Below are 21,210 nucleotides of genomic sequence, written 5' to 3'. Positions count from 1 at the left end.
AATACGACTTGCCGGGTGGCGCATTGCTTACCCGGCCCATAATCGGGAGGTTCCCTTGTTTCTCGCACAAGAAATTATTCGTAAAAAACGTGATGGTCATGCGCTGAGTGATGAAGAAATTCGTTTCTTTATTAACGGTATTCGCGACAACACCATCTCTGAAGGGCAAATCGCCGCCCTGGCGATGACCATTTTCTTCCACGATATGACAATGCCTGAGCGTGTCTCGCTGACCATGGCAATGCGTGATTCAGGAACCGTGCTGGACTGGAAAAGTTTGCAGCTGAACGGCCCGATTGTGGATAAACACTCGACCGGCGGCGTGGGTGACGTGACGTCACTGATGTTAGGCCCGATGGTCGCAGCCTGCGGCGGCTTTATCCCGATGATCTCTGGGCGCGGTCTGGGGCATACCGGCGGTACGCTCGATAAACTGGAAGCGATCCCGGGATTTGATATCTTCCCGGACGACGCGCGTTTCCGTGAAATTATTAAAGACGTGGGTGTGGCGATTATTGGGCAAACCAGTTCGCTCGCACCGGCGGACAAACGTTTTTATGCCACCCGCGATATCACCGCGACGGTGGATTCCATTCCACTCATCACGGGTTCCATTCTGGCTAAAAAGCTGGCAGAAGGACTGGATGCGCTGGTGATGGACGTCAAAGTAGGTAGTGGCGCCTTTATGCCGACCTACGAGCTCTCTGAAGCCCTTGCCGAAGCGATTGTCGGCGTGGCAAACGGTGCGGGGGTTCGTACCACCGCGCTGTTAACCGATATGAATCAGGTACTGGCCTCCAGTGCGGGTAACGCGGTTGAAGTCCGTGAAGCGGTGCAGTTCCTGACCGGTGAATACCGTAATCCACGCTTGTTCGACGTCACGATGGCGCTGTGCGTGGAAATGCTGATTTCCGGTAAACTGGCGAAAGATGACGCCGAAGCCCGTGCGAAATTGCAGGCCGTGCTGGATAACGGTAAAGCGGCAGAAATTTTTGGCCGCATGGTTGCGGCGCAGAAAGGCCCAACCGACTTCGTGGAAAACTATGCGAAGTACCTGCCGACGGCAATGCTCAGCAAAGCGGTATATGCTGATACCGAAGGTTTTGTCAGCGCAATGGATACCCGTGCGCTGGGTATGGCGGTCGTTTCCATGGGCGGCGGTCGTCGTCAGGCTTCGGACACCATTGATTACAGCGTCGGTTTCACCGACATGGCGCGTCTGGGCGACAGTGTAGACGGACAGCGTCCGCTGGCGGTGATCCACGCCAAAGACGAAGCCAGCTGGCAGGAAGCGGCGAAAGCGGTCAAAGCGGCAATCAGCCTTGACGACAAAGCGCCAGAAATTACACCGACAGTCTATCGTCGTATAACCGATTAACTGTATACTGATCTGATCGCTTTTTTGCGGCGCAGATGTATGGAGAACAAGATGAAACGTGCATTTATTATGGTGCTGGACTCCTTTGGTATTGGTGCGACTGAAGATGCGGATCGCTTTGGCGACGTAGGCTCAGACACTATGGGACACATTGCAGAAGCCTGTGCGAAAGGCGAAGCTGACAATGGTCGCAAAGGCCCACTGAATCTGCCTAACCTGACCCGTCTGGGCCTGGTGAAAGCTCACGAAGGTTCTACCGGTAAAATTGCTGCGGGTATGGACGGCAACGCGGAAGTGATTGGTGCCTACGCATGGGCGCATGAACTCTCTTCCGGCAAAGACACACCCTCTGGCCACTGGGAAATCGCAGGTGTTCCGGTTCTGTTTGACTGGGGTTATTTCTCCGATCATGAAAACAGCTTCCCACAAGAACTGCTGGATAAACTGGTAAAACGTGCCAACCTGCCGGGCTACCTCGGCAACTGCCACTCTTCCGGTACCGTTATTCTGGATCAACTGGGCGAAGAACATATGAAAACCGGCAAGCCGATTTTCTATACCTCCGCTGACTCCGTATTCCAGATTGCCTGCCACGAAGAAACCTTTGGCCTGGATAAACTCTACGAGCTGTGTGAAATCGCTCGTGAAGAGCTGACCGAAGGTGGTTACAACATCGGTCGCGTTATCGCACGTCCGTTTATCGGTGACAAGGCCGGTAACTTCCAGCGTACCGGTAATCGTCACGACCTGGCCGTTGAGCCGCCAGCGCCGACGGTACTGCAGAAACTGGTCGATGAGAAAAAAGGTCATGTCGTGTCCGTGGGTAAGATTGCGGACATCTACGCGAACTGCGGTATCACTAAAAAAGTGAAAGCGACCGGTCTGGACGCGCTGTTCGACGCCACCATCAAAGAGATGAAAGAAGCGGGTGATGAGACAATCGTCTTCACTAACTTTGTTGATTTTGACTCTTCCTGGGGCCACCGTCGCGATATCGCTGGCTATGCTGCCGGTCTGGAGTTGTTCGACCGCCGTCTGCCAGAGCTGATGGAGCTGGTAGGTGAAGATGACATTCTGATCCTGACCGCTGACCACGGCTGTGACCCGAGCTGGACCGGTACCGACCATACCCGTGAACACATTCCGGTGCTGATTTACGGCCCGAAAGTGAAACCGGGTTCTTTAGGCCACCGTGAAACCTTCGCGGATATCGGTCAGACGCTGGCGAGCTACTTTGGTACGTCGCCGATGGACTACGGTAAAAACATGCTGTGATACCCGTTGTCTTTCGCGCTGTCGATGCGTTGACTTCATTCGCTCACCCCGGTCACATAGTGAATCTATGCTCCCGGGGATTCACGAATTCGTCGCCTTCCTACAACGCGAAATCCTTAGGGTATTTGAATACGTTTTGTAGGCCTGATAAGGCGTAGTCGCCATCAGGCAATAACAACAAGATAAGGATAAAAGATGGCTACCCCACATATTAATGCAGAAATGGGCGATTTCGCTGACGTAGTTTTGATGCCGGGCGACCCGCTGCGTGCTAAGCACATTGCTGAAACTTTCCTCGAAGATGTCCGTGAAGTGAACAACGTTCGCGGCATGTTAGGTTTCACCGGGACTTACAAAGGCCGTAAGATCTCTGTTATGGGTCACGGTATGGGTATCCCGTCCTGCTCCATCTACACCAAAGAGCTGATCACTGATTTTGGCGTGAAGAAAATCATTCGCGTAGGCTCCTGTGGCGCTGTGCGTATGGACGTCAAACTGCGTGATGTGGTTATCGGTATGGGTGCATGTACTGACTCCAAAGTTAACCGTATCCGCTTTAAAGATCATGACTTCGCTGCTATCGCTGACTTCGACATGGTGCGTAACGCAGTTGATGCGGCAAAAGCGCTGGGCGTTGACGCGCGCGTGGGCAACCTGTTCTCCGCTGACCTGTTCTACTCACCGGACGGCGAAATGTTCGACGTGATGGAAAAGTACGGCGTACTGGGCGTGGAAATGGAAGCGGCGGGTATCTACGGCGTTGCGGCTGAGTTTGGTGCGAAAGCGCTGACCATCTGCACCGTGTCCGACCATATCCGTACTCACGAGCAGACCACTGCCGCTGAACGTCAGACGACCTTCAACGACATGATCAAAATCGCACTGGAATCCGTTCTGCTGGGCGATAAAGAGTAAGCGTTGTGATGCCCGGTGGCGCTTTGCTTACCGGGCCTACCATTCTTCTCGTAGGCCGGATAAGGCGCAGCCGATATCCGGCATTTTTCAGGCCAGCGCTTAACGCACCGCTCCGGCAATCCATGCCGACAGCTCGCGTAACTCTTTCTCCTGCTGTGGGAAATCAACCAGCAGCGCCTCGCACTCCTGTTGCAGCCTATCCGCCCGATACAAACACCCTTGCAGACGACCCGCCAGCGCTTCTAACGGCGCGGGATTGAGGCTGTCGGTAAAGACCTGTGCACGGGTAATATGCCCCTTCTCAACGTCAAAATGCAGCTCTACGCCGCCCCAGGTGAAACGCTCGTCCAGCAGATGTGAAAACGCTGGAGCTTGACCAAAGTTCCACTCCCAACTGCTCTGGCGGGCAAAGGTTTCGGCAAAGTTCGGCAGATCCGGTGTTTTATCGGGAGAGATAATTTCAGCTTCTACGCGCTCGCCGTAGTGTTCAAAAAAGGCTTCTGTAACAGCCTTACACACCTGTTCGTGGGTAATGCCCGGCAACAGCTCAGTCAAATTCGCCACCCGCGAGCGCACAGAGGTAATCCCTTTTGCGGCAAGTTTCTTTTTATCGGGGTTCAGGTAGTTGGCCAGTCGACTGAGATCGGCATTTAGCAGCAGCGTGCCGTGGTGAAATCCGCGATCCTTGGTTTCCCGATATGCGGAACCAGAGACTTTGCGATCGCCCTCGGCGGTTTTAACCACCAGATCGTTACGCCCGGAGGCATCGGCGTTTACACCCAGCGAATTCAACGCATTCAGTACTATAGCCGTGGAGATGGTTTTGTCATACTCCGGTTTGCCGGCCATAAAGGTAAAGCAGGTATTCCCGAGATCGTGAAATACCGCGCCACCGCCGCTGCTGCGACGTGCCAACCGCACGTTGTCCTCTTCCATTCGGCGGGTGTTACACTCTTTCCATGGGTTTTGCGCACGGCCAATAACCACCGTATCGGCGTTACGCCATAAAAACAGGACGCGCTGCGTGGCGGGCATCTGGCGGAAAATGCACTCTTCAACGGCCAGGTTAAACCAGGGATCGTGAGAGTCAGAGATAAGCAGGCGTAGTGTGGTCATGGTCGATTTCCTTTCTTTGAATTACTCTTTTTTCTCGTTGTCTTCTTCCTGTACCGGTTTGTTGGCGGTCAGCAGGAAAGGGGATTGCTGCCAGCGGGTACGCTTGCCTTGCAATAATGTACGTGTGAGGACTACGCCAATAGCCAGTGACAGGAGCAGCATCAGGCGTAAGATGTTGGTGGTGTTGTCTACCTGCTTCGCTTCGGTGGCAAGCGTGTGGGTGTCGAGTGTCAGGCGCAGATAACCCAGTGGGCCGTTTCTCCCCTGAATGGGCTCAACGATTTGCTGATTAAAATAGCCCCCGGCTTTTTTGCCATCGAGCGCCAGTCGGTCACGGACGTTGACGCTCTCACCGGTGCGGGTAATCAGATCGCCCTGTTCATCGTACACCCCGGCATCCAGAATGCGGCTACTCTCCGTTAACTGCGTGAGTACGGCTTTGATGCGTTTTTCATCCGGTGTTTCGGTACGCATCAGCGGCGCGACGTTTAAGGTGACCTGGCGGGCCAGTGTACGCGCCAGTTCTTCCAGCTGCGGATTACGTTGCTGCTGGTGGCTTTGACTAAACCAGGATGCACCCTGCATCAGGGCGACAAGCAACGCGAGACAGGACAATACAATCACTGCACGATGAAGTCGGAATTTTAGTTTTGCGCGAGCCATATTCCACCTGCTGAAAATTTGAGGCTTAATGTTGCCAGAAGCGCTGGTTACAGGGTAGCCTCATGCGTTATTTTCCGCTGGATGATTCCGACCCGAACGATTTTACAGGAGCTTTAATGCCTAACATTACCTGGTGCGATCTACCCGAAGATGTCTCTCTGTGGCCAGGTCTGCCCCTTTCTTTAAGCGGTGATGAAGTCATGCCGCTGGACTACCACGCGGGCCGCAGTGGCTGGCTGCTGTATGGTCGTGGGCTGGATAAACAGCGTTTAACGCAATACCAGAGCAAACTGGGTGCGGCGATGGTGATCGTAGCCGCCTGGTGCGTCGAGGATTATCAGGTGATTCGCCTCGCGGGGTCGTTAACACCGCGCGCGACAAAACTGGCGCATGACGCCAAACTGGATGTTGCGCCATTAGGTAAAATTCCCCATCTGCGTACGCCAGGGCTACTGGTGATGGACATGGACTCGACGGCCATCCAGATCGAGTGTATTGATGAAATTGCTAAACTGGCGGGAACCGGCGAGATGGTTGCCGAAGTCACCGAACGCGCAATGCGCGGCGAACTGGACTTTACCGCCAGCCTGCGTAGCCGCGTGGCGACGCTGAAGGGCGCTGATGCCAATATTTTACATCAGGTGCGCGAAACGCTACCGCTGATGCCTGGCCTGACGCAACTGGTGTTAAAACTGGAGACGCTCGGCTGGAAAGTGGCAATCGCCTCCGGCGGCTTTACCTTCTTCGCCGATTATCTGCGTAACAAACTGCGTCTGACGGCGGCTGTGGCAAACGAGCTGGAGATCATGGACGGTAAATTCACCGGCAACGTGATCGGCGATATCGTTGATGCGCAGTACAAAGCCAGTACCCTGACCCGACTGGCGCAGGAGTATGAGATCCCGATGGCGCAGACGGTAGCCATCGGCGACGGAGCCAACGATCTGCCGATGATCAAAACGGCCGGTCTGGGTATTGCGTATCATGCCAAACCCAAAGTGAATGAAAAGACGGAGATCACTATCCGTCACGCTGATCTGATGGGCGTGTTCTGCATTCTCTCCGGCAGCATGAACCAGAAATAATGAGGTAAAACGTGGCAAAAGCTCCAAAACGCGCCTTTGTTTGTAATGAATGTGGGGCCGATTACCCACGCTGGCAGGGGCAATGTAGCGCCTGCCAGGCCTGGAACACCATTACCGAGGTACGCCTTGCGGCGTCGCCGACGGTGGCGCGTAACGAGCGGCTCAGCGGCTACGCCGGGAATGCGGGTGTCGCAAAGGTGCAGAAGCTGTCTGATATCAGCCTCGAGGAGCTGCCGCGTTTTTCTACCGGTTTTAAAGAATTCGACCGCGTACTGGGCGGCGGTGTGGTGCCGGGAAGCGCCATTCTGATTGGTGGCAACCCCGGCGCGGGGAAGTCGACGCTGCTGCTACAAACGTTGTGTAAGCTTGCCGAGCAGATGAAAACCTTGTACGTCACAGGAGAAGAATCTTTGCAGCAGGTCGCGATGCGTGCGCATCGACTTGGCCTGCCGACGGCGAATCTGAATATGCTGTCGGAAACCAGCATTGAGCAAATTTGCCTGATTGCGGAAGAAGAGCAGCCGAAGCTGATGGTTATCGACTCCATTCAGGTGATGCATATGGCGGATATTCAGTCTTCGCCAGGCAGCGTGGCGCAGGTGCGGGAAACCGCCGCTTACCTGACGCGCTTTGCTAAAACGCGTGGTGTGGCGATTGTGATGGTCGGTCATGTCACCAAAGACGGGTCGCTGGCCGGGCCAAAGGTGTTGGAGCACTGTATTGACTGCTCGGTGCTGCTCGACGGTGACGCCGACTCCCGTTTTCGTACCCTGCGTAGCCATAAAAACCGTTTTGGTGCGGTGAATGAGCTGGGCGTCTTCGCGATGACCGAACAGGGACTGCGCGAAGTCAGCAACCCTTCCGCTATCTTCTTAAGCCGTGGCGATGAAGTCACTTCCGGCAGCTCGGTAATGGTGGTCTGGGAAGGGACACGTCCGTTACTGGTGGAGATCCAGGCACTGGTCGATCACTCCATGATGGCGAATCCGCGTCGCGTGGCGGTCGGTCTGGAACAAAACCGTCTGGCGATTCTGCTGGCGGTACTGCACCGTCACGGTGGTTTGCAGATGGCAGATCAGGACGTGTTCGTCAATGTGGTGGGTGGCGTAAAAGTCACTGAAACCAGCGCCGACCTTGCGCTGCTGTTGGCGATGGTTTCCAGTCTGCGCGACAGGCCGCTGCCGCAGGATTTAGTCGTCTTTGGCGAAGTGGGGCTGGCGGGCGAAATCCGTCCGGTACCCAGCGGCCAGGAGCGTATTTCGGAAGCGGCGAAACACGGCTTTCGCCGGGCGATTGTGCCCGCCGCTAACGTGCCGAAAAAAGTACCGGAAGGGATGCAGGTCTTTGGCGTTAAAAAGCTAGCGGATGCGTTAGGCGTGTTTGACGACCTATAATTCATTACCCGTCGTCTTTCTGTCGGCAGGTGTGTTGGCTGCGTTCGTTCACCCGAATCACTTAGTTTACTAAGCTCATCGGGATGAAATGAGGGACATCCATGTCCCTCACCAGAGGCCAGCCTTCGGCTGGTCAAATTCGTTCCTGACGAATTTGTCACTCACTCGCCGCCTTCCTGCCAACAGAAATCCATAGGGTAATTATTTGTTTCACCCTGTAGGCCTGATAAGCGAAGCGCCATCAGGCAGTGTTACGCGATTTTCCAGCAGGAGGCTCTTGTGTCATCGTTCGACTATCTCAAAACCGCCATAAAGCAAAAAGGCTGTACCCTGCAACAGGTGGCGGATGCCAGTGGCATGACCAAGGGATATCTCAGCCAGTTATTGAATGCCAAAATCAAAAGTCCCAGCGCGCAAAAACTGGAGGCGCTGCACCGTTTTTTGGGGCTTGAGTTTCCTCGTCAGCAGAAAAACATCGGTGTGGTATTTGGTAAGTTTTATCCGCTGCATACCGGCCATATCTATCTTATTCAGCGCGCCTGTAGCCAGGTAGATGAACTGCATATCATCATGGGCTATGACGATACGCGAGACCGCAGTCTGTTTGAAGACAGCGCCATGTCACAACAACCAACGGTCTCCGATCGTCTGCGTTGGCTGTTACAGACCTTCAAATATCAGAAAAACATCCGTATCCATGCCTTCAATGAGGAAGGTATGGAGCCTTATCCGCACGGCTGGGACGTGTGGAGCAATGGCATCAAAACGTTTATGCAAGAGAAAGGGATTCAGCCTAACTGGATTTACACCTCTGAAGAGTCAGATGCCCCGCAGTATCTCGAACATCTGGGCATTGAAACGGTACTGGTTGATCCCAAACGGACATTTATGAGCATCAGCGGCGGGCAAATCCGCGAAAATCCATTCCGCTACTGGGAATATATCCCGACTGAAGTGAAACCGTTTTTCGTGCGCACCGTGGCGATCCTCGGTGGAGAATCGAGCGGTAAATCGACGCTGGTGAATAAGCTCGCCAATATCTTCAACACCACCAGTGCGTGGGAATATGGCCGTGATTACGTCTTTTCCCATTTGGGGGGGGATGAGATGGCGTTGCAGTACTCGGACTACGATAAGATCGCGCTGGGACAGGCGCAGTATATTGATTTCGCGGTGAAATATGCCAATAAAGTGGCATTTATCGACACTGACTTTGTGACCACTCAGGCCTTCTGTAAAAAGTACGAAGGGCGTGAGCATCCGTTTGTGCAGGCATTGATTGACGAATACCGCTTTGACCTGGTGATCCTGCTGGAAAACAACACCCCGTGGGTGGCGGATGGATTACGCAGCCTTGGGAGTTCGGTTGACCGTAAGGCATTTCAGTCTCTGCTGGTGGAGATGCTACAGGAAAACAACATCGATTTTGTACACGTTCAGGAGCCTGACTACGACGGTCGCTTCCTGCGCTGTGTGGAGTTGGTGAAAGAGCTGATGGGTGAGCAGAGGTAGGTTTTAATGCCGGATGGCGCTGCGCTTATCCGGCCTACACGTCGCACTAATCTCGTAGGCCGGATAAGGCGGAACGCCGCCATCCGGCGCTTAACGGTAATTACTTCGCAATACGCTTGTACTTAATACGCTTCGGCTCCAGCGCATCAGCGCCCAGCGTGCGTTTTTTGTACTCTTCGTATTCGGTAAAGTTACCTTCAAAGAACTCGACTTTACCTTCATCCTGGTAATCCAGAATGTGGGTGGCGATACGGTCAAGGAACCAACGGTCGTGCGAGATAACCATCGCACAGCCTGGGAATTCCAGCAGGGCGTTTTCCAGCGCACGCAGGGTTTCGATATCCAGGTCGTTGGTCGGTTCATCGAGCAGCAGCATATTACCGCCAACCTGCAGCAGTTTTGCCAGGTGCAGACGACCACGCTCACCGCCGGACAGTTCGCCTACGCGTTTACCTTGATCAACACCTTTAAAGTTGAAGCGGCCTACGTAGGCACGGCTTGGCATTTCGGTGTTGCCGATACGCATAATATCCAGCCCGCCGGAGACTTCTTCCCACACGGTTTTGCTGTTGTCCATGGCATCACGGAACTGGTCAACAGACGCCAGCTTCACGGTTTCACCCAGCTCAATGGTGCCGCTGTCAGGTTGTTCCTGACCGGACATCATGCGGAACAGGGTGGATTTACCTGCACCGTTCGGGCCGATGATACCGACAATTGCCCCTTTCGGTACTGAGAAGCTCAAATCGTCAATCAGTACGCGATCGCCGTAGGATTTACGCAGATGGGTCACTTCAACGACTTTATCGCCCAGACGCGGTCCTGGTGGAATAAACAGTTCGTTGGTTTCGTTACGTTTCTGGTATTCGGTATTGTTGAGTTCTTCAAAGCGTGCCAGACGGGCTTTGCCCTTAGACTGACGGCCTTTCGCACCCTGACGTACCCACTCCAGCTCTTTCTCAATGGATTTACGACGAGCTGCTTCCTGAGAGGCTTCCTGCGCCAGACGCTGATCTTTCTGTTCCAGCCATGAGGAGTAGTTACCTTCCCACGGAATGCCTTCACCACGGTCAAGCTCCAGAATCCAACCGGCTACGTTATCGAGGAAGTAACGGTCGTGGGTAATCGCCACCACGGTGCCTTCGAAATCGTGCAGGAAGCGTTCCAGCCACGCCACGGATTCGGCGTCCAGGTGGTTCGTCGGTTCGTCGAGCAGCAGCATGTCTGGTTTTTCCAGCAGCAGGCGGCACAGCGCGACGCGGCGGCGTTCACCACCGGACAGTTTTTCGATTTTGGCATCCCAGTCCGGCAGACGCAGGGCATCGGCGGCACGTTCGAGCTGTACATTCAGATTATGACCGTCGTGCGCCTGAATAATCTCTTCAAACTTGCCCTGTTGCGCAGCAAGTTTATCGAAGTCGGCGTCTGGCTCTGCGTACTTGGCGTACACTTCATCCAGGCCTTTCAGTGCGTTAACCACTTCGGCAACCGCTTCTTCAACGGATTCACGAACGGTGTGTTCCGGGTTCAGCTTCGGTTCCTGTGGCAGGTAACCGATCTTGATACCCGGTTGCGGACGTGCTTCACCCTCGATATCGGTGTCAATGCCGGCCATGATACGCAGCAGGGTAGATTTACCCGCACCGTTCAGACCGAGTACCCCGATTTTGGCGCCAGGGAAGAAGCTCAGAGAGATGTTTTTAAGAATATGACGTTTCGGCGGTACGACTTTGCCGACACGATGCATGGTATAAACGAATTGAGCCACGTGGACTTCGCCTCTTTTATAGTGATGAATAGAGTTTTCAAAGGCGAAGTGTAGCCTTTTTCATTGCTCAATCCCAGCCAGCAGATCTCACTCGCAACAAAAGTAAAAAAGTGTCCGTAACGTGGCGCATTCTGCAATGTCTGGTTAGCATGAATGAATTAAGCGGCACGATGCTGCACAGACGTAAACGATAAGAGGAAGAGCTTGTGGACAAAGCCAAACAATTTACCTGGCGCCTGCTGGCGGCTAGCGTATGTCTGCTGACGGTCAGTCAAGTGGCGCGAGCCGATTCCCTGGATGAGCAGCGCAATCGCTATGCGCAAATTAAGCAGGCCTGGGATAACCGACAAATGGACGTCGTGGAGCAGATGATGCCCGGCCTGAAAAACTATCCTCTGTATCCCTATCTGGAATATCGCCAGATCACTGACGATCTGATGAATCAACCTACCATTACCGTCACCAATTTTGTGCGCGCTAACCCGACGCTCCCGCCGGCACGTACGCTGCAATCGCGTTTTGTGAACGAACTGGCGCGCCGCGAAGACTGGCGTGGACTGCTGGCGTTCAGCCCGGAAAAACCGGGTACCACGGAAGCGCAATGTAACTATTACTTCGCGAAATGGAGCACCGGGCAAACCGAAGAGGCCTGGCAAGGCGCAAAGGAGCTGTGGTTAACCGGCAAAAGCCAGCCGAATGCGTGTGACAAATTATTCGGCGTATGGCGCGCTTCCGGCACTCAGGACCCGCTGGCGTATCTGGAACGTATCCGTCTGGCGATGAAAGCGGGGAATACCGGTTTGGTGACCGCGTTGGCTGGACAGATGCCTGCGCAATACCAAACTATCGCTTCGGCGATCATCTCGCTGGCCAACGATCCAAATTCGGTGATGACCTTTGCTCGCACCACCGGTGCGACGGATTTCACCCGACAGATGGCGGCGGTGGCCTTTGCCAGCGTGGCGCGTCAGGATGTGGAAAACGCTCGCCTGATGATCCCTTCCCTGGTGCAGGCGCAGCAGCTGAATGACGAGCAAACCCAGGAGCTACGCGACATTGTCGCCTGGCGTCTGATGGGCAATGACGTCACCGACGAGCAGGCCAAATGGCGCGATGACGCGATTATGCGCTCCAATTCCACCTCGCTTGTGGAGCGCCGCGTGCGTATGGCGCTGGGAACCGGCGATCGTCGCGGGCTGAACACCTGGCTGGCGCGTTTGCCAATGGAGGCAAAAGAAAAAGATGAGTGGCGTTACTGGCAGGCGGATCTGCTGCTGGAGCGGGGACGCAATGATGAAGCGAAAGAGATCCTGCATCAGCTCATGCAGCAGCGCGGATTCTACCCGATGGTGGCGGCACAGCGTCTGGGCGAAGAGTATGAGCTTAAAGTGGATAAAGCGCCGGACAACGTTGACTCTGCGCTGACTCAGGGGCCGGAAATGGCGCGCGTACGCGAGCTGATGTACTGGAACATGGATAATACCGCGCGCAGTGAATGGGCGAATCTGGTCACCAGCCGCACGAAGTCTGAGCAGGCTCAACTGGCACGTTACGCGTTCAATAATCACTGGTGGGATCTGAGCGTGCAGGCGACGATCGCCGGTAAGCTGTGGGATCATCTGGAAGAGCGCTTCCCGCTGGCCTACAAGGATCTGTTTACCCGCTACACCAGCGGCAAGGATATTCCGCCAAGCTATGCGATGGCGATAGCGCGCCAGGAGAGCGCCTGGAACCCGAAAGTGAAATCGCCGGTCGGCGCCAGCGGGCTGATGCAGATTATGCCGGGCACGGCGACGCATACGGTGAAAATGTTCTCGATCCCTGGTTACAGCAGTCCGAGCCAGCTACTGGATCCTGATACCAACATCAACATTGGTACCAGCTATTTGCAGTACGTGTATCAGCAATTTGGCAATAACCGCATTTTTGCGTCGGCGGCCTATAACGCCGGCCCGGGACGCGTTCGCACCTGGCTTGGCAATAGCGCGGGCCGGATCGATGCCGTCGCGTTTGTCGAGAGCATTCCCTTCTCAGAGACGCGGGGTTACGTGAAGAACGTGCTGGCTTACGATGCGTACTACCGCTATTTCCTCGGCGATAAACCGGAGTTGATGAGCGACGCAGAATGGCAACGTCGTTACTGATCGTGTCGGTTGTGTTATGCTATCGTACTCGTTAAAGAGTACAAAAGGGGGAAGCACGCACGCTTCCCCCCGCAACGATGGCGATAACTTATGACTCAGCAATCACCCTATTCAGCAGAGATGGCAGAACAGCGTCACCAGGAGTGGTTACGTTTTGTCGATCTGCTTAAACACGCCTATGAACAAGATTTACACCTGCCCCTGCTCAATTTGATGTTAACGCCGGATGAGCGCGAAGCGTTGGGCACGCGTGTGCGTATCATTGAAGAGCTGCTGCGCGGCGAGATGAGCCAGCGCGAGCTTAAAAACGAGCTAGGAGCGGGGATCGCCACCATTACGCGGGGGTCGAACAGCCTCAAGTCCGCACCGGTGGATCTGCGTCACTGGCTGGAACAGGTACTGCTCGGGAAAAATTGATCCGCCGGATGCGGCTTTGCCTTATCCGGCCTACGATTAAACATCCGGCACAATGCTATAAATACACCGCGTTATGAAACGGGCTGAGCGCCAGAATCACCGCCTGGTGATAGACGCTTGAGCGCGTCAGCTTGCCCGCGGTAAAGACGCCGATTGCGCCCTCTTTACGGCCAATCTCATCAATACCTGTATAGTCCGACATCACCGGGCCGAGTGCTTCACCTTTACGGACTCTGTCGAGAATGGCAGTAGGCAATGGCAGCGTGGCTGAACGGGCTTCGCCGCGCTGGACGCCGTTATCAATCACCACCCAACTGAAGGTGGCATCGTCGTCAATTCCCGCTTCAATAGCGACCCAGAAATCAGCCTGCGGGTGCAGGCGGCGCGCGTTATCAACGCGATTTCGTGCGCCAGTGCGCGTTTCCTGGCTTCCGAAAGGCTGTTCCGGCACGCCACTCTCGACGGCGACGGGTTCAATATGGCAGGATCCTTCCCCGAAAATCTCTTCAAATGCCCGCAGAATTGCCTGAATTTTGGCAGGATTGGTGGTCGCAGAGATAACCTTGTGCATAATTAAGCTCAGTTTGAAAATTCATCGCAGAGTCTACTCAAAGTACGACGAGTATATAACGGAAAAAAAGCATGTTACAGGTATACCTTGTTCGCCATGGCGAAACGCAGTGGAACGCCGAGCGACGTATTCAAGGCCAGTCAGACAGCCCACTGACCGCTAAAGGTGAACAGCAAGCCATGCAGGTGGGTGAACGCGCCCGCTCGTTTGGTATTACGCATGTCATCAGTAGTGATTTAGGTCGTACACGACGCACCGCAGAAATCATCGCCCAGGCCTGTGGCTGTGATATCACCTATGACTCACGACTGCGTGAACTCAATATGGGCGTGCTGGAGCAGCGTCATATTGATACGCTGACGCCGGAGGAAGAGGGCTGGCGTCGCCAGTTGGTGAACGGTACGGTGGATGGTCGTATTCCGCAAGGGGAGTCGATGCAGGAGCTGAGCGATCGCGTCAACGCGGCGCTGGCATCCTGCCTGGAGCTGCCGCCGGGGAGTCGTCCATTGCTGGTGAGCCATGGTATTGCGCTGGGCTGCCTGGTGAGTACCATTCTGGGATTGCCGGCATGGGCTGAGCGTCGTTTGCGTCTGCGCAACTGCTCTATTTCTCGTGTCGATTATCAGGAAAGCTTATGGCTGGCACCGGGCTGGGTGGTTGAAACGGCAGGGGACATCTCGCATCTGGATGCCCCTGCGTTGGATGAGCTACAGCGTTAACGGCGGATAGGAATCAGGAATTCGCAGCGCAGATTAATAGGGCGATCTCCCGCTTTGGCATCTTCTGCCGGGTAGTATCGCTCGATATCCTGCCCTTTACGGCGAGTCAGGTTCAGCATCGGCATGCAGGTGCCGTACACTGTCAGGATAAATTCCTGCACGCCCGTCCCCAGACCCTCATAGGTAAACATCACATACTCGCCGCCCTGTAACAGGATGGGTTGCGCCGACTGCACGTATCCGTTGGCCTGCTCGGGTGTGAGCGCGGTGGTATAAAACACTTCCTGTTCGTCATCTTTCTCAATGCTGGGGCGCGTTTCGTTGAGTCCGTACAGAACCTGCGGGATCGCAGGAGCCTGGGCAAGGAAGTCGCGCCAGAACTGAATCCGCATTTCATGACGGAAATCTGAAATCTGCTCAAGCGAGCAGGAATAACTCTGCGTGGTACCCAGCAGTGGTGTATCTTCCAGCGTGACGAATTCATGCGCTGGCATGGCAAATTCCCCGAGGCGCATCGGAGGGCGAATACCAAAAGCGCTCCATTCCGGCGAACGACGATACAGCGCAGGCGTCTGGGAAAATTGCTTTTTGAACGCACGGGTAAACGTCTGTTGAGAATCGAAGCGATACTGCAGGGCGATGTCCAGTATTGGACGCGCAGTCAGGCGTAGCGCCACTGCGGACTTCGATAAACGACGAGCACGGATATAGGCGCCAATAGCGTGGCCCGTCACGTCCTTGAACATTCTCTGCAGATGCCACTTGGAATAGCCTGCTTTTGCCGCCACATTGTCAAGCGACAAAGGCTGATCCAGATGGCCTTCCAGCCAGATTAAGAGGTCGCGAATAATGCCAGCCTGATCCATAAAATATCCTCATCCTTTCAACAACGAGTACCTGACGTCAGGTATGAGGATAATAGCATTTTTTGCTGTTTTAGCATTCAGTGTTTTTTTTGCTCATAAGTGCTTTTTTCGCACATACGAAAGCGTGATTATTGTAATCCTGTGATCTGTATACGTTTTATCTTAGAATGTCGAATAATTACACAGAGTAACATTTAAGAATGGTAACAATATGAAATATAAGAGCTTAGTCATTTCCTCAATTCTGCTGATGATGGCGCAGGTTGCCCATGCGGAGCAGATAGGATCTGTCGATACCGTGTTCAAAATGTTTGGACCGGATCATAAAATTGTGGTCGAGGCATTTGATGATCCTGATGTCACCAATGTGACCTGCTACGTTAGCCGCGCCAAAACCGGTGGCATTAAAGGTGGGCTGGGTTTGGCTGAAGATACTTCCGACGCGGCTATCTCCTGTCAGCAGGTGGGGCCGGTGGAGCTGAGCGACAGAATTAAAAACGGCAAAGCCCAGGGCGAGGTGGTCTTTAAGAAACGTACGTCTCTGGTGTTTAAATCCTTACAGGTCGTGCGTTTTTATGATGCGAAACGCAACACGCTGGCCTATCTGGCCTATTCAGATAAGGTGGTTGATGGATCGCCCAAAAATGCTATCAGCGCGGTACCCATCATGCCGTGGCAGCGATAACAGGTAGGCAAAATGCAACAGGCGCTGATCTGGTTGGTTGAGGACGAGCAGGGGATTGCGGATACGCTTATCTACATGCTGCAGCAGGAAGGTTTTAGCGTTGAAGCCTTTGAGCGTGGATTGCCCGTGCTGGAAAAATCACGCCAGAGGTGTCCGGATGCGATCATTCTGGATGTCGGGCTCCCGGATATCAGCGGCTTTGAACTGTGCCGGCGGCTACTGGAACGTCACCCGGCATTGCCAATCCTCTTTCTGACCGCCCGCAGCGATGAAGTCGATCGCCTGCTGGGGCTGGAAATTGGTGCGGATGATTATGTGGCGAAACCCTTCTCTCCGCGTGAGGTGTGCGCCCGCGTGCGTACGTTGCTGCGGCGGGTGAAAAAATTCTCCACGCCTTCACCGGCGACGCGGTGCGGTGATTTTGAACTCAATGAGCTTGCCGCACAGATTACCTGGTTTGGGATGCCGTTAAATCTGACACGCTATGAATTCTTGCTGCTGAAAACATTACTGCTGTCGCCGGGGCGCGTCTACTCACGCCAACAGTTAATGGATTTAGTCTGGGCCGATGCCCAGGATACTTTTGACCGAACGGTAGACACGCACATTAAAACGCTGCGTGCCAAACTGCGGGCCGTCAACCCGGAGCTATCACCGATTAATACACATCGCGGTATGGGATACAGCCTGAGGAGCACCTGATGCGCATTGGCATGCGTTTGCTGCTGGGCTATTTTCTGATTGTCGCCGTTGCCGCCTGGTTCGTTCTGTCCATCTTTGTACAGGAGATTAAGCCCGGCGTTCGTCGTGCGACGGAAGGGACGTTGATAGATACCGCTACGCTGCTGGCCGCGCTGGCGCGTGATGATTTGCTGTCTGGCTCTCCCACCAACGGCAGGCTGGCGCAGGCATTTTCGCAACTACACGATCGTCCTTTTCGCGCCAACATCAGTGGCATTAACAAAGTGCGCAATGAGTATCACGTCTACATGACGGACGCGCAGGGCAAGGTGGTGTTTGATTCCGCCAACAAAGCCGTAGGCGAAGATTATTCTCGCTGGAACGACGTATGGTTAACGCTACGTGGGCAGTATGGCGCACGAAGTACGCCACAGGACCCGGCCGATGCGGAAAGTTCGGTGATGTACGTTGCCGCGCCGATCGTTGACGGCGGGCGTATCATCGGCGTGCTTAGCGTCGGCAAACCGAATGCGGCGATGGCACCGGTGATTAAACGCAGTGAACGGCGGATACTGTGGGCCAGCGCCGTGTTACTGGGCATTGCCTTAGTGATTGGCGCAGGAATGGTATGGTGGATAAACCGGTCTATCGCGCGGCTGGCACGCTATGCTGATTCTGTCACTGAGAATCGCCCCGTTGCGCTTCCTGATCTTGGTAGCAGTGAGCTACGCAAGCTGGCACAGGCGCTGGAAAGTATGCGTCTGAAGCTGGAGGGCAAGAACTACATTGAGCAGTACGTCTACGCGTTAACGCATGAATTGAAAAGTCCGCTGGCGGCCATACGCGGCGCGGCAGAGATTTTGCGCGAAGGTCCGCCGCCGAACGTGGTGGCGCGTTTCACTGATAATATTCTGACGCAAAATGCGCGCATGCAGGCGTTGGTCGAAACGCTGTTACGCCAGGCGCGACTGGAGAATCGCCAGGACATTACGTTGATACCGGTGGCAGTAGACGCGCTATTTTCCCAGCTCAAAGAGGCGCGTAGCGTGCAGCTGGCCGCAAAAAATATCACGCTGACCATTATGCCTTCATCGCTTAGCGTCGCCGCCGACCCAGCGCTGCTGGAGCAGGCATTGGGGAATTTGCTCGATAACGCCATCGACTTCACGCCGCAGGACGGGACGATTGCGCTCAGCGCGCATCCGCAGGAGGACCGCGTCACAATACAGGTCAGTGATAACGGCAGTGGCATACCTGACTTTGCGTTACCGCGTATTTTTGAGCGCTTCTATTCACTGCCCCGCGAGAATGGGCATAAAAGCAGTGGGCTGGGGCTGGCGTTTGTCAGTGAGGTTGCGCGATTGCATCAAGGTGACGCGACGTTATGCAACCGACCAGAAGGTGGGGCGCAGGCCTCGTTTACACTTCACCGTCACTTCACATAACTTCAAATTCCCCGCACATAGCTGTTCTACCTTGCTGATATCGCAAAGGAGAACGCTATGTTTAAATCCCCCCTGTTTTGGAAAATAGTCACCTTAGGTGGCGCTATGCTACTGCTGTTAATTCCACTGACAATGGTCAGGCAGATTATTGTTGAGCGGTCGGACTATCGTAGTGAGGTGGAAGATGCTATCCGACAGAGCACCAGCGGAGCGCAAAAGGTGGTAGGCCCGCTGATTGCCGTCCCAGTGACGGAACTGTATACCGAGCTGGAAGGCGACAAACAGATCCAGCGAAAGCGCAGCTACATCCACTTCTGGTTGCCGGAGTCGCTGGTTGTTGAGGGCAACCAGAACGTTGAAGCGCGTAAGATAGGTATTTATGAAGGACAGGTCTGGCACAACGATTTATCGGTGAAGGCCGTGTTTAATGCTGAACGCCTCAGTGAACTGAACCATCCCAATATCACCATCGGCAAACCTTTTGTGGTGGTTGGGGTGGGCGATGCGCGCGGTATTGGCGTCGTGAAGGCTTCGCAGATCAATGGAACATCGCTGGCAGTCGAACCCGGTACAGGACTGGATGGTCGTGCTCAGGGGATCCACATTCCGCTACCGGATGCCGGCTGGGCGGAAAAAAATCTCAGTGTCGTGTTGTCGCTTAATCTGAGTGGAACCGGTGATTTTTCTGTCGTCCCGGTTGGTCGTAATAGCGAAATGACCTTAACCAGCAACTGGCCACATCCGAACTTCCTCGGTGATTTTCTTCCGGCTAAGCGTGAAATCAGTGAGTCAGGGTTTAAGGCGCAATGGCAAAGTAGCTGGTTCGCAAATAATCTGGGGGAACGCTTCGACGATGAGAAGATTGGCTGGCAGGGCATGCCCGCATTTAGCGTCGCTGTGGCTACGCCTGCGGATCAGTATCAACTGACAGATCGGGCGACAAAGTATGCCATTTTATTGATTACACTGACTTTCATGTCTTTCTTTGTGCTCGAGAGTATGACAAGCCTGCGTCTGCACCCGATGCAATATCTGCTGGTGGGATTATCACTGGTGATGTTCTATTTGCTGTTGTTGGCGCTGTCGGAGCATGTGGGTTTTACTGCCGCGTGGATTGTCGCCAGCCTGGTTGGCACGCTGATGAACGGCGTGTATTTACAGGCGATACTACAGGGATGGCGTAACAGCTTGTTTTTTACCGCAGCATTGCTGGGGCTGGATGGCGTGATGTGGGTACTGTTGCGTTCACAGGACAGCTCTTTACTGCTGGGAACCGGCGTACTGTTACTGGCGCTTTGTGGGGTCATGTTCCTGACGCGTCATCTTGACTGGCACGCGCTTGCACAGCCAAAGCCCGAAACGGAGAACGCAACTGAGGACGATGAATTACGGTTGTGGAAATAGGGGCGTAGTGAAATGAAAAACGGCGCATAAAGCGCCGTTTTTATACCAGTCAGGATGATATCAATCCTGCAGGTCGCCGCAGAAACGGTAGCCTTCACCGTGAATGGTAGCGATGATTTCTGGTGTATCCGGCGTGGATTCGAAGTGTTTACGAATACGGCGGATTGTTACGTCAACGGTACGGTCATGCGGCTTCAGTTCGCGGCCGGTCATTTTTTTCAGCAGTTCTGCGCGAGACTGGATCTTGCCCGGATTCTCACAGAAGTGAAGCATGGCACGGAATTCGCTACGTGGCAGTTTATACTGCTCGCCGTCAGGGCCAATCAGAGAGCGGCTATTGATGTCCAGCTCCCAACCATTGAACTTGTAGCTTTCGACGCTACGACGCTCTTCGCTCACTGTGCCCAGATTCATAGTACGGGACAGCAGGTTACGAGCACGGATAGTCAGTTCGCGTGGGTTAAACGGTTTGGTGATGTAATCGTCAGCGCCGATTTCGAGGCCGAGAATTTTATCGACTTCGTTATCACGGCCCGTCAGGAACATCAGTGCAACGTTAGCTTGTTCGCGGAGTTCACGCGCTAACAGAAGACCATTTTTACCTGGCAGATTGATATCCATAATCACAAGGTTGATGTCATATTCAGAGAGGATCTGATGCATTTCCGCGCCATCTGTCGCCTCGAATACATCATAGCCTTCCGCTTCGAAAATGCTTTTCAACGTGTTACGTGTTACTAACTCGTCTTCAACGATAAGAATGTGCGGGGTCTGCATGTTTGCTACCTAAATTGCCAACTAAATCGAAACAGGAAGTACAAAAGTCCCTGACCTGCCTGATGCATGTCGTAAATTAACATGATCGGCGTAACATGACTAAAGTACGTAATTGCGTTCTTGATGCACTTTCCATCAACGTCAACAACATCATTAGCTTGGTCGTGGGCACTTTCCCTCTGGACCCGACAGTGTCAAAAACGGCTGTCATCCTAACCATTTTAACAGCAACATAACAGGCTAAGACGTACCGGACACCCAATAAAACTACGCTTCGTTGACATATATCAAGTTCAATTGTAGCACGTTAACAGTTTGATGAAATCAACGTATCTAAATGATAGCTTTCATCACAAAATTGCAATATTACAACTAGTTGCACGCGCTAATTAATA

General features: G+C 54.0%; 20 protein-coding genes. 14 read left to right on the top strand and 6 right to left on the bottom strand.

Going from position 1 to position 21,210, the window contains the following annotated elements; genetic code table 11:
* Window positions 1-55 precede the first annotated feature (55 nt).
* The 3 genes from deoA to deoD all read left to right on the top strand — a co-directional run bounded on the left by deoA (window position 56) and on the right by deoD (window position 3,568).
* Window positions 56-1,378 (top strand): thymidine phosphorylase, encoded by a 1,323-nt coding sequence (gene deoA, locus FDX19_RS18215; protein ID WP_137383802.1) that lies wholly within the window; start codon window positions 56-58, stop codon window positions 1,376-1,378.
* Window positions 1,379-1,429: 51 nt separating this feature from the next.
* On the top strand, window positions 1,430-2,653 hold the full coding sequence (deoB, locus tag FDX19_RS18210; protein ID WP_042312511.1) for a phosphopentomutase: 1,224 nt from the start codon (window positions 1,430-1,432) through the stop codon (window positions 2,651-2,653).
* A gap of 195 nt (window positions 2,654-2,848) precedes the next feature.
* Window positions 2,849-3,568 carry a purine-nucleoside phosphorylase gene (deoD, locus tag FDX19_RS18205; RefSeq protein ID WP_000224864.1) on the top strand — a complete coding sequence of 240 codons (720 nt, stop codon included), beginning with the start codon at window positions 2,849-2,851 and terminating at the stop codon, window positions 3,566-3,568.
* A 99-nt stretch (window positions 3,569-3,667) separates the two neighbouring features.
* Here deoD and lplA read toward each other — a convergent pair whose 3' ends face one another.
* Both lplA and FDX19_RS18195 read right to left on the bottom strand, forming a co-directional pair.
* A complete protein-coding gene (lplA, locus tag FDX19_RS18200; protein ID WP_137383801.1) occupies window positions 3,668-4,684 on the bottom strand; it encodes a lipoate--protein ligase LplA in 1,017 nt (338 codons plus the stop codon).
* Between the two features lie 21 nt (window positions 4,685-4,705).
* Window positions 4,706-5,347 carry a YtjB family periplasmic protein gene (locus FDX19_RS18195; RefSeq protein ID WP_137383800.1) on the bottom strand — a complete coding sequence of 214 codons (642 nt, stop codon included), beginning with the start codon at window positions 5,345-5,347 and terminating at the stop codon, window positions 4,706-4,708.
* A 116-nt stretch (window positions 5,348-5,463) separates the two neighbouring features.
* Here FDX19_RS18195 and serB point away from each other — a divergent pair, with 116 nt between their 5' ends.
* The 3 genes from serB (at window position 5,464) to nadR (ending at window position 9,338) form a co-directional block, all read left to right on the top strand.
* Window positions 5,464-6,432: a phosphoserine phosphatase gene (gene serB / locus FDX19_RS18190; RefSeq protein ID WP_101741335.1), complete on the top strand. Its 969-nt coding sequence runs from the start codon at window positions 5,464-5,466 to the stop codon at window positions 6,430-6,432.
* 11 nt (window positions 6,433-6,443) lie between these two features.
* Window positions 6,444-7,826 carry a DNA repair protein RadA gene (gene radA / locus FDX19_RS18185; RefSeq protein ID WP_043018344.1) on the top strand — a complete coding sequence of 461 codons (1,383 nt, stop codon included), beginning with the start codon at window positions 6,444-6,446 and terminating at the stop codon, window positions 7,824-7,826.
* Window positions 7,827-8,105: 279 nt separating this feature from the next.
* Window positions 8,106-9,338, top strand: coding sequence for a multifunctional transcriptional regulator/nicotinamide-nucleotide adenylyltransferase/ribosylnicotinamide kinase NadR (nadR, locus tag FDX19_RS18180; RefSeq protein ID WP_137383799.1), 1,233 nt, complete (start codon window positions 8,106-8,108; stop codon window positions 9,336-9,338).
* A gap of 100 nt (window positions 9,339-9,438) precedes the next feature.
* Here nadR and ettA read toward each other — a convergent pair whose 3' ends face one another.
* Window positions 9,439-11,106, bottom strand: a complete 1,668-nt coding sequence (gene ettA / locus FDX19_RS18175; RefSeq protein ID WP_137383798.1) for an energy-dependent translational throttle protein EttA — start codon at window positions 11,104-11,106, stop codon at window positions 9,439-9,441.
* A 206-nt stretch (window positions 11,107-11,312) separates the two neighbouring features.
* Here ettA and sltY point away from each other — a divergent pair, with 206 nt between their 5' ends.
* The gene (gene sltY / locus FDX19_RS18170) at window positions 11,313-13,250 is read left to right on the top strand and encodes a murein transglycosylase (protein WP_137383797.1); all 1,938 of its coding nucleotides are present in this window, start codon (window positions 11,313-11,315) and stop codon (window positions 13,248-13,250) included.
* A gap of 90 nt (window positions 13,251-13,340) precedes the next feature.
* Window positions 13,341-13,667, top strand: a complete 327-nt coding sequence (gene trpR / locus FDX19_RS18165; RefSeq protein ID WP_005123945.1) for a trp operon repressor — start codon at window positions 13,341-13,343, stop codon at window positions 13,665-13,667.
* Between the two features lie 55 nt (window positions 13,668-13,722).
* Here the strand turns inward: trpR and yjjX are convergent, their stop codons facing one another.
* Entirely contained in the window at window positions 13,723-14,238 is a 516-nt protein-coding gene (gene yjjX / locus FDX19_RS18160; RefSeq protein ID WP_137383796.1) for an inosine/xanthosine triphosphatase, read from the bottom strand.
* A 71-nt stretch (window positions 14,239-14,309) separates the two neighbouring features.
* On the opposite strand from yjjX, the gene gpmB reads away from it, so the two are divergent.
* Entirely contained in the window at window positions 14,310-14,957 is a 648-nt protein-coding gene (gpmB, locus tag FDX19_RS18155; RefSeq protein WP_137383795.1) for a 2,3-diphosphoglycerate-dependent phosphoglycerate mutase GpmB, read from the top strand.
* Here gpmB and robA read toward each other — a convergent pair.
* The gene (gene robA / locus FDX19_RS18150; RefSeq protein WP_137383794.1) at window positions 14,954-15,823 is read right to left on the bottom strand and encodes an MDR efflux pump AcrAB transcriptional activator RobA; all 870 of its coding nucleotides are present in this window, start codon (window positions 15,821-15,823) and stop codon (window positions 14,954-14,956) included. The genes gpmB and robA overlap by 4 nt on opposite strands.
* A 211-nt stretch (window positions 15,824-16,034) precedes the next feature.
* Here robA and creA point away from each other — a divergent pair, with 211 nt between their 5' ends.
* The 4 genes from creA to creD are packed head-to-tail and all read left to right on the top strand — an operon-like array spanning window position 16,035 to window position 20,038.
* Window positions 16,035-16,508 carry a protein CreA gene (gene creA / locus FDX19_RS18145; protein WP_137383793.1) on the top strand — a complete coding sequence of 158 codons (474 nt, stop codon included), beginning with the start codon at window positions 16,035-16,037 and terminating at the stop codon, window positions 16,506-16,508.
* Between the two features lie 12 nt (window positions 16,509-16,520).
* The gene (gene creB / locus FDX19_RS18140; RefSeq protein ID WP_137383792.1) at window positions 16,521-17,210 is read left to right on the top strand and encodes a two-component system response regulator CreB; all 690 of its coding nucleotides are present in this window, start codon (window positions 16,521-16,523) and stop codon (window positions 17,208-17,210) included.
* Window positions 17,210-18,634 carry a two-component system sensor histidine kinase CreC gene (gene creC / locus FDX19_RS18135; RefSeq protein ID WP_137383791.1) on the top strand — a complete coding sequence of 475 codons (1,425 nt, stop codon included), beginning with the start codon at window positions 17,210-17,212 and terminating at the stop codon, window positions 18,632-18,634. Before creB ends, creC begins: the two co-directional genes overlap by 1 nt.
* A gap of 57 nt (window positions 18,635-18,691) precedes the next feature.
* Window positions 18,692-20,038 (top strand): cell envelope integrity protein CreD, encoded by a 1,347-nt coding sequence (creD, locus tag FDX19_RS18130; protein WP_137383790.1) that lies wholly within the window; start codon window positions 18,692-18,694, stop codon window positions 20,036-20,038.
* A gap of 60 nt (window positions 20,039-20,098) precedes the next feature.
* Here creD and arcA read toward each other — a convergent pair whose 3' ends face one another.
* A complete protein-coding gene (arcA, locus tag FDX19_RS18125) occupies window positions 20,099-20,815 on the bottom strand; it encodes a two-component system response regulator ArcA (protein WP_001194359.1) in 717 nt (238 codons plus the stop codon).
* 95 nt (window positions 20,816-20,910) lie between these two features.
* On the opposite strand from arcA, the gene yjjY reads away from it, so the two are divergent.
* Complete coding sequence (yjjY, locus tag FDX19_RS18120) at window positions 20,911-21,051, top strand: protein YjjY (protein ID WP_001541509.1); 141 nt, start codon at window positions 20,911-20,913, stop codon at window positions 21,049-21,051.
* Window positions 21,052-21,210 lie beyond the last annotated feature (159 nt).

The sequence above is a fragment of the Citrobacter sp. wls619 genome, from assembly GCF_005281345.1.
Lineage (GTDB): Bacteria > Pseudomonadota > Gammaproteobacteria > Enterobacterales > Enterobacteriaceae > Citrobacter.
The sequence above is the reverse complement of the archived record's forward strand: the minus strand, read 5'-3'. Positions and strand labels throughout refer to the sequence as shown.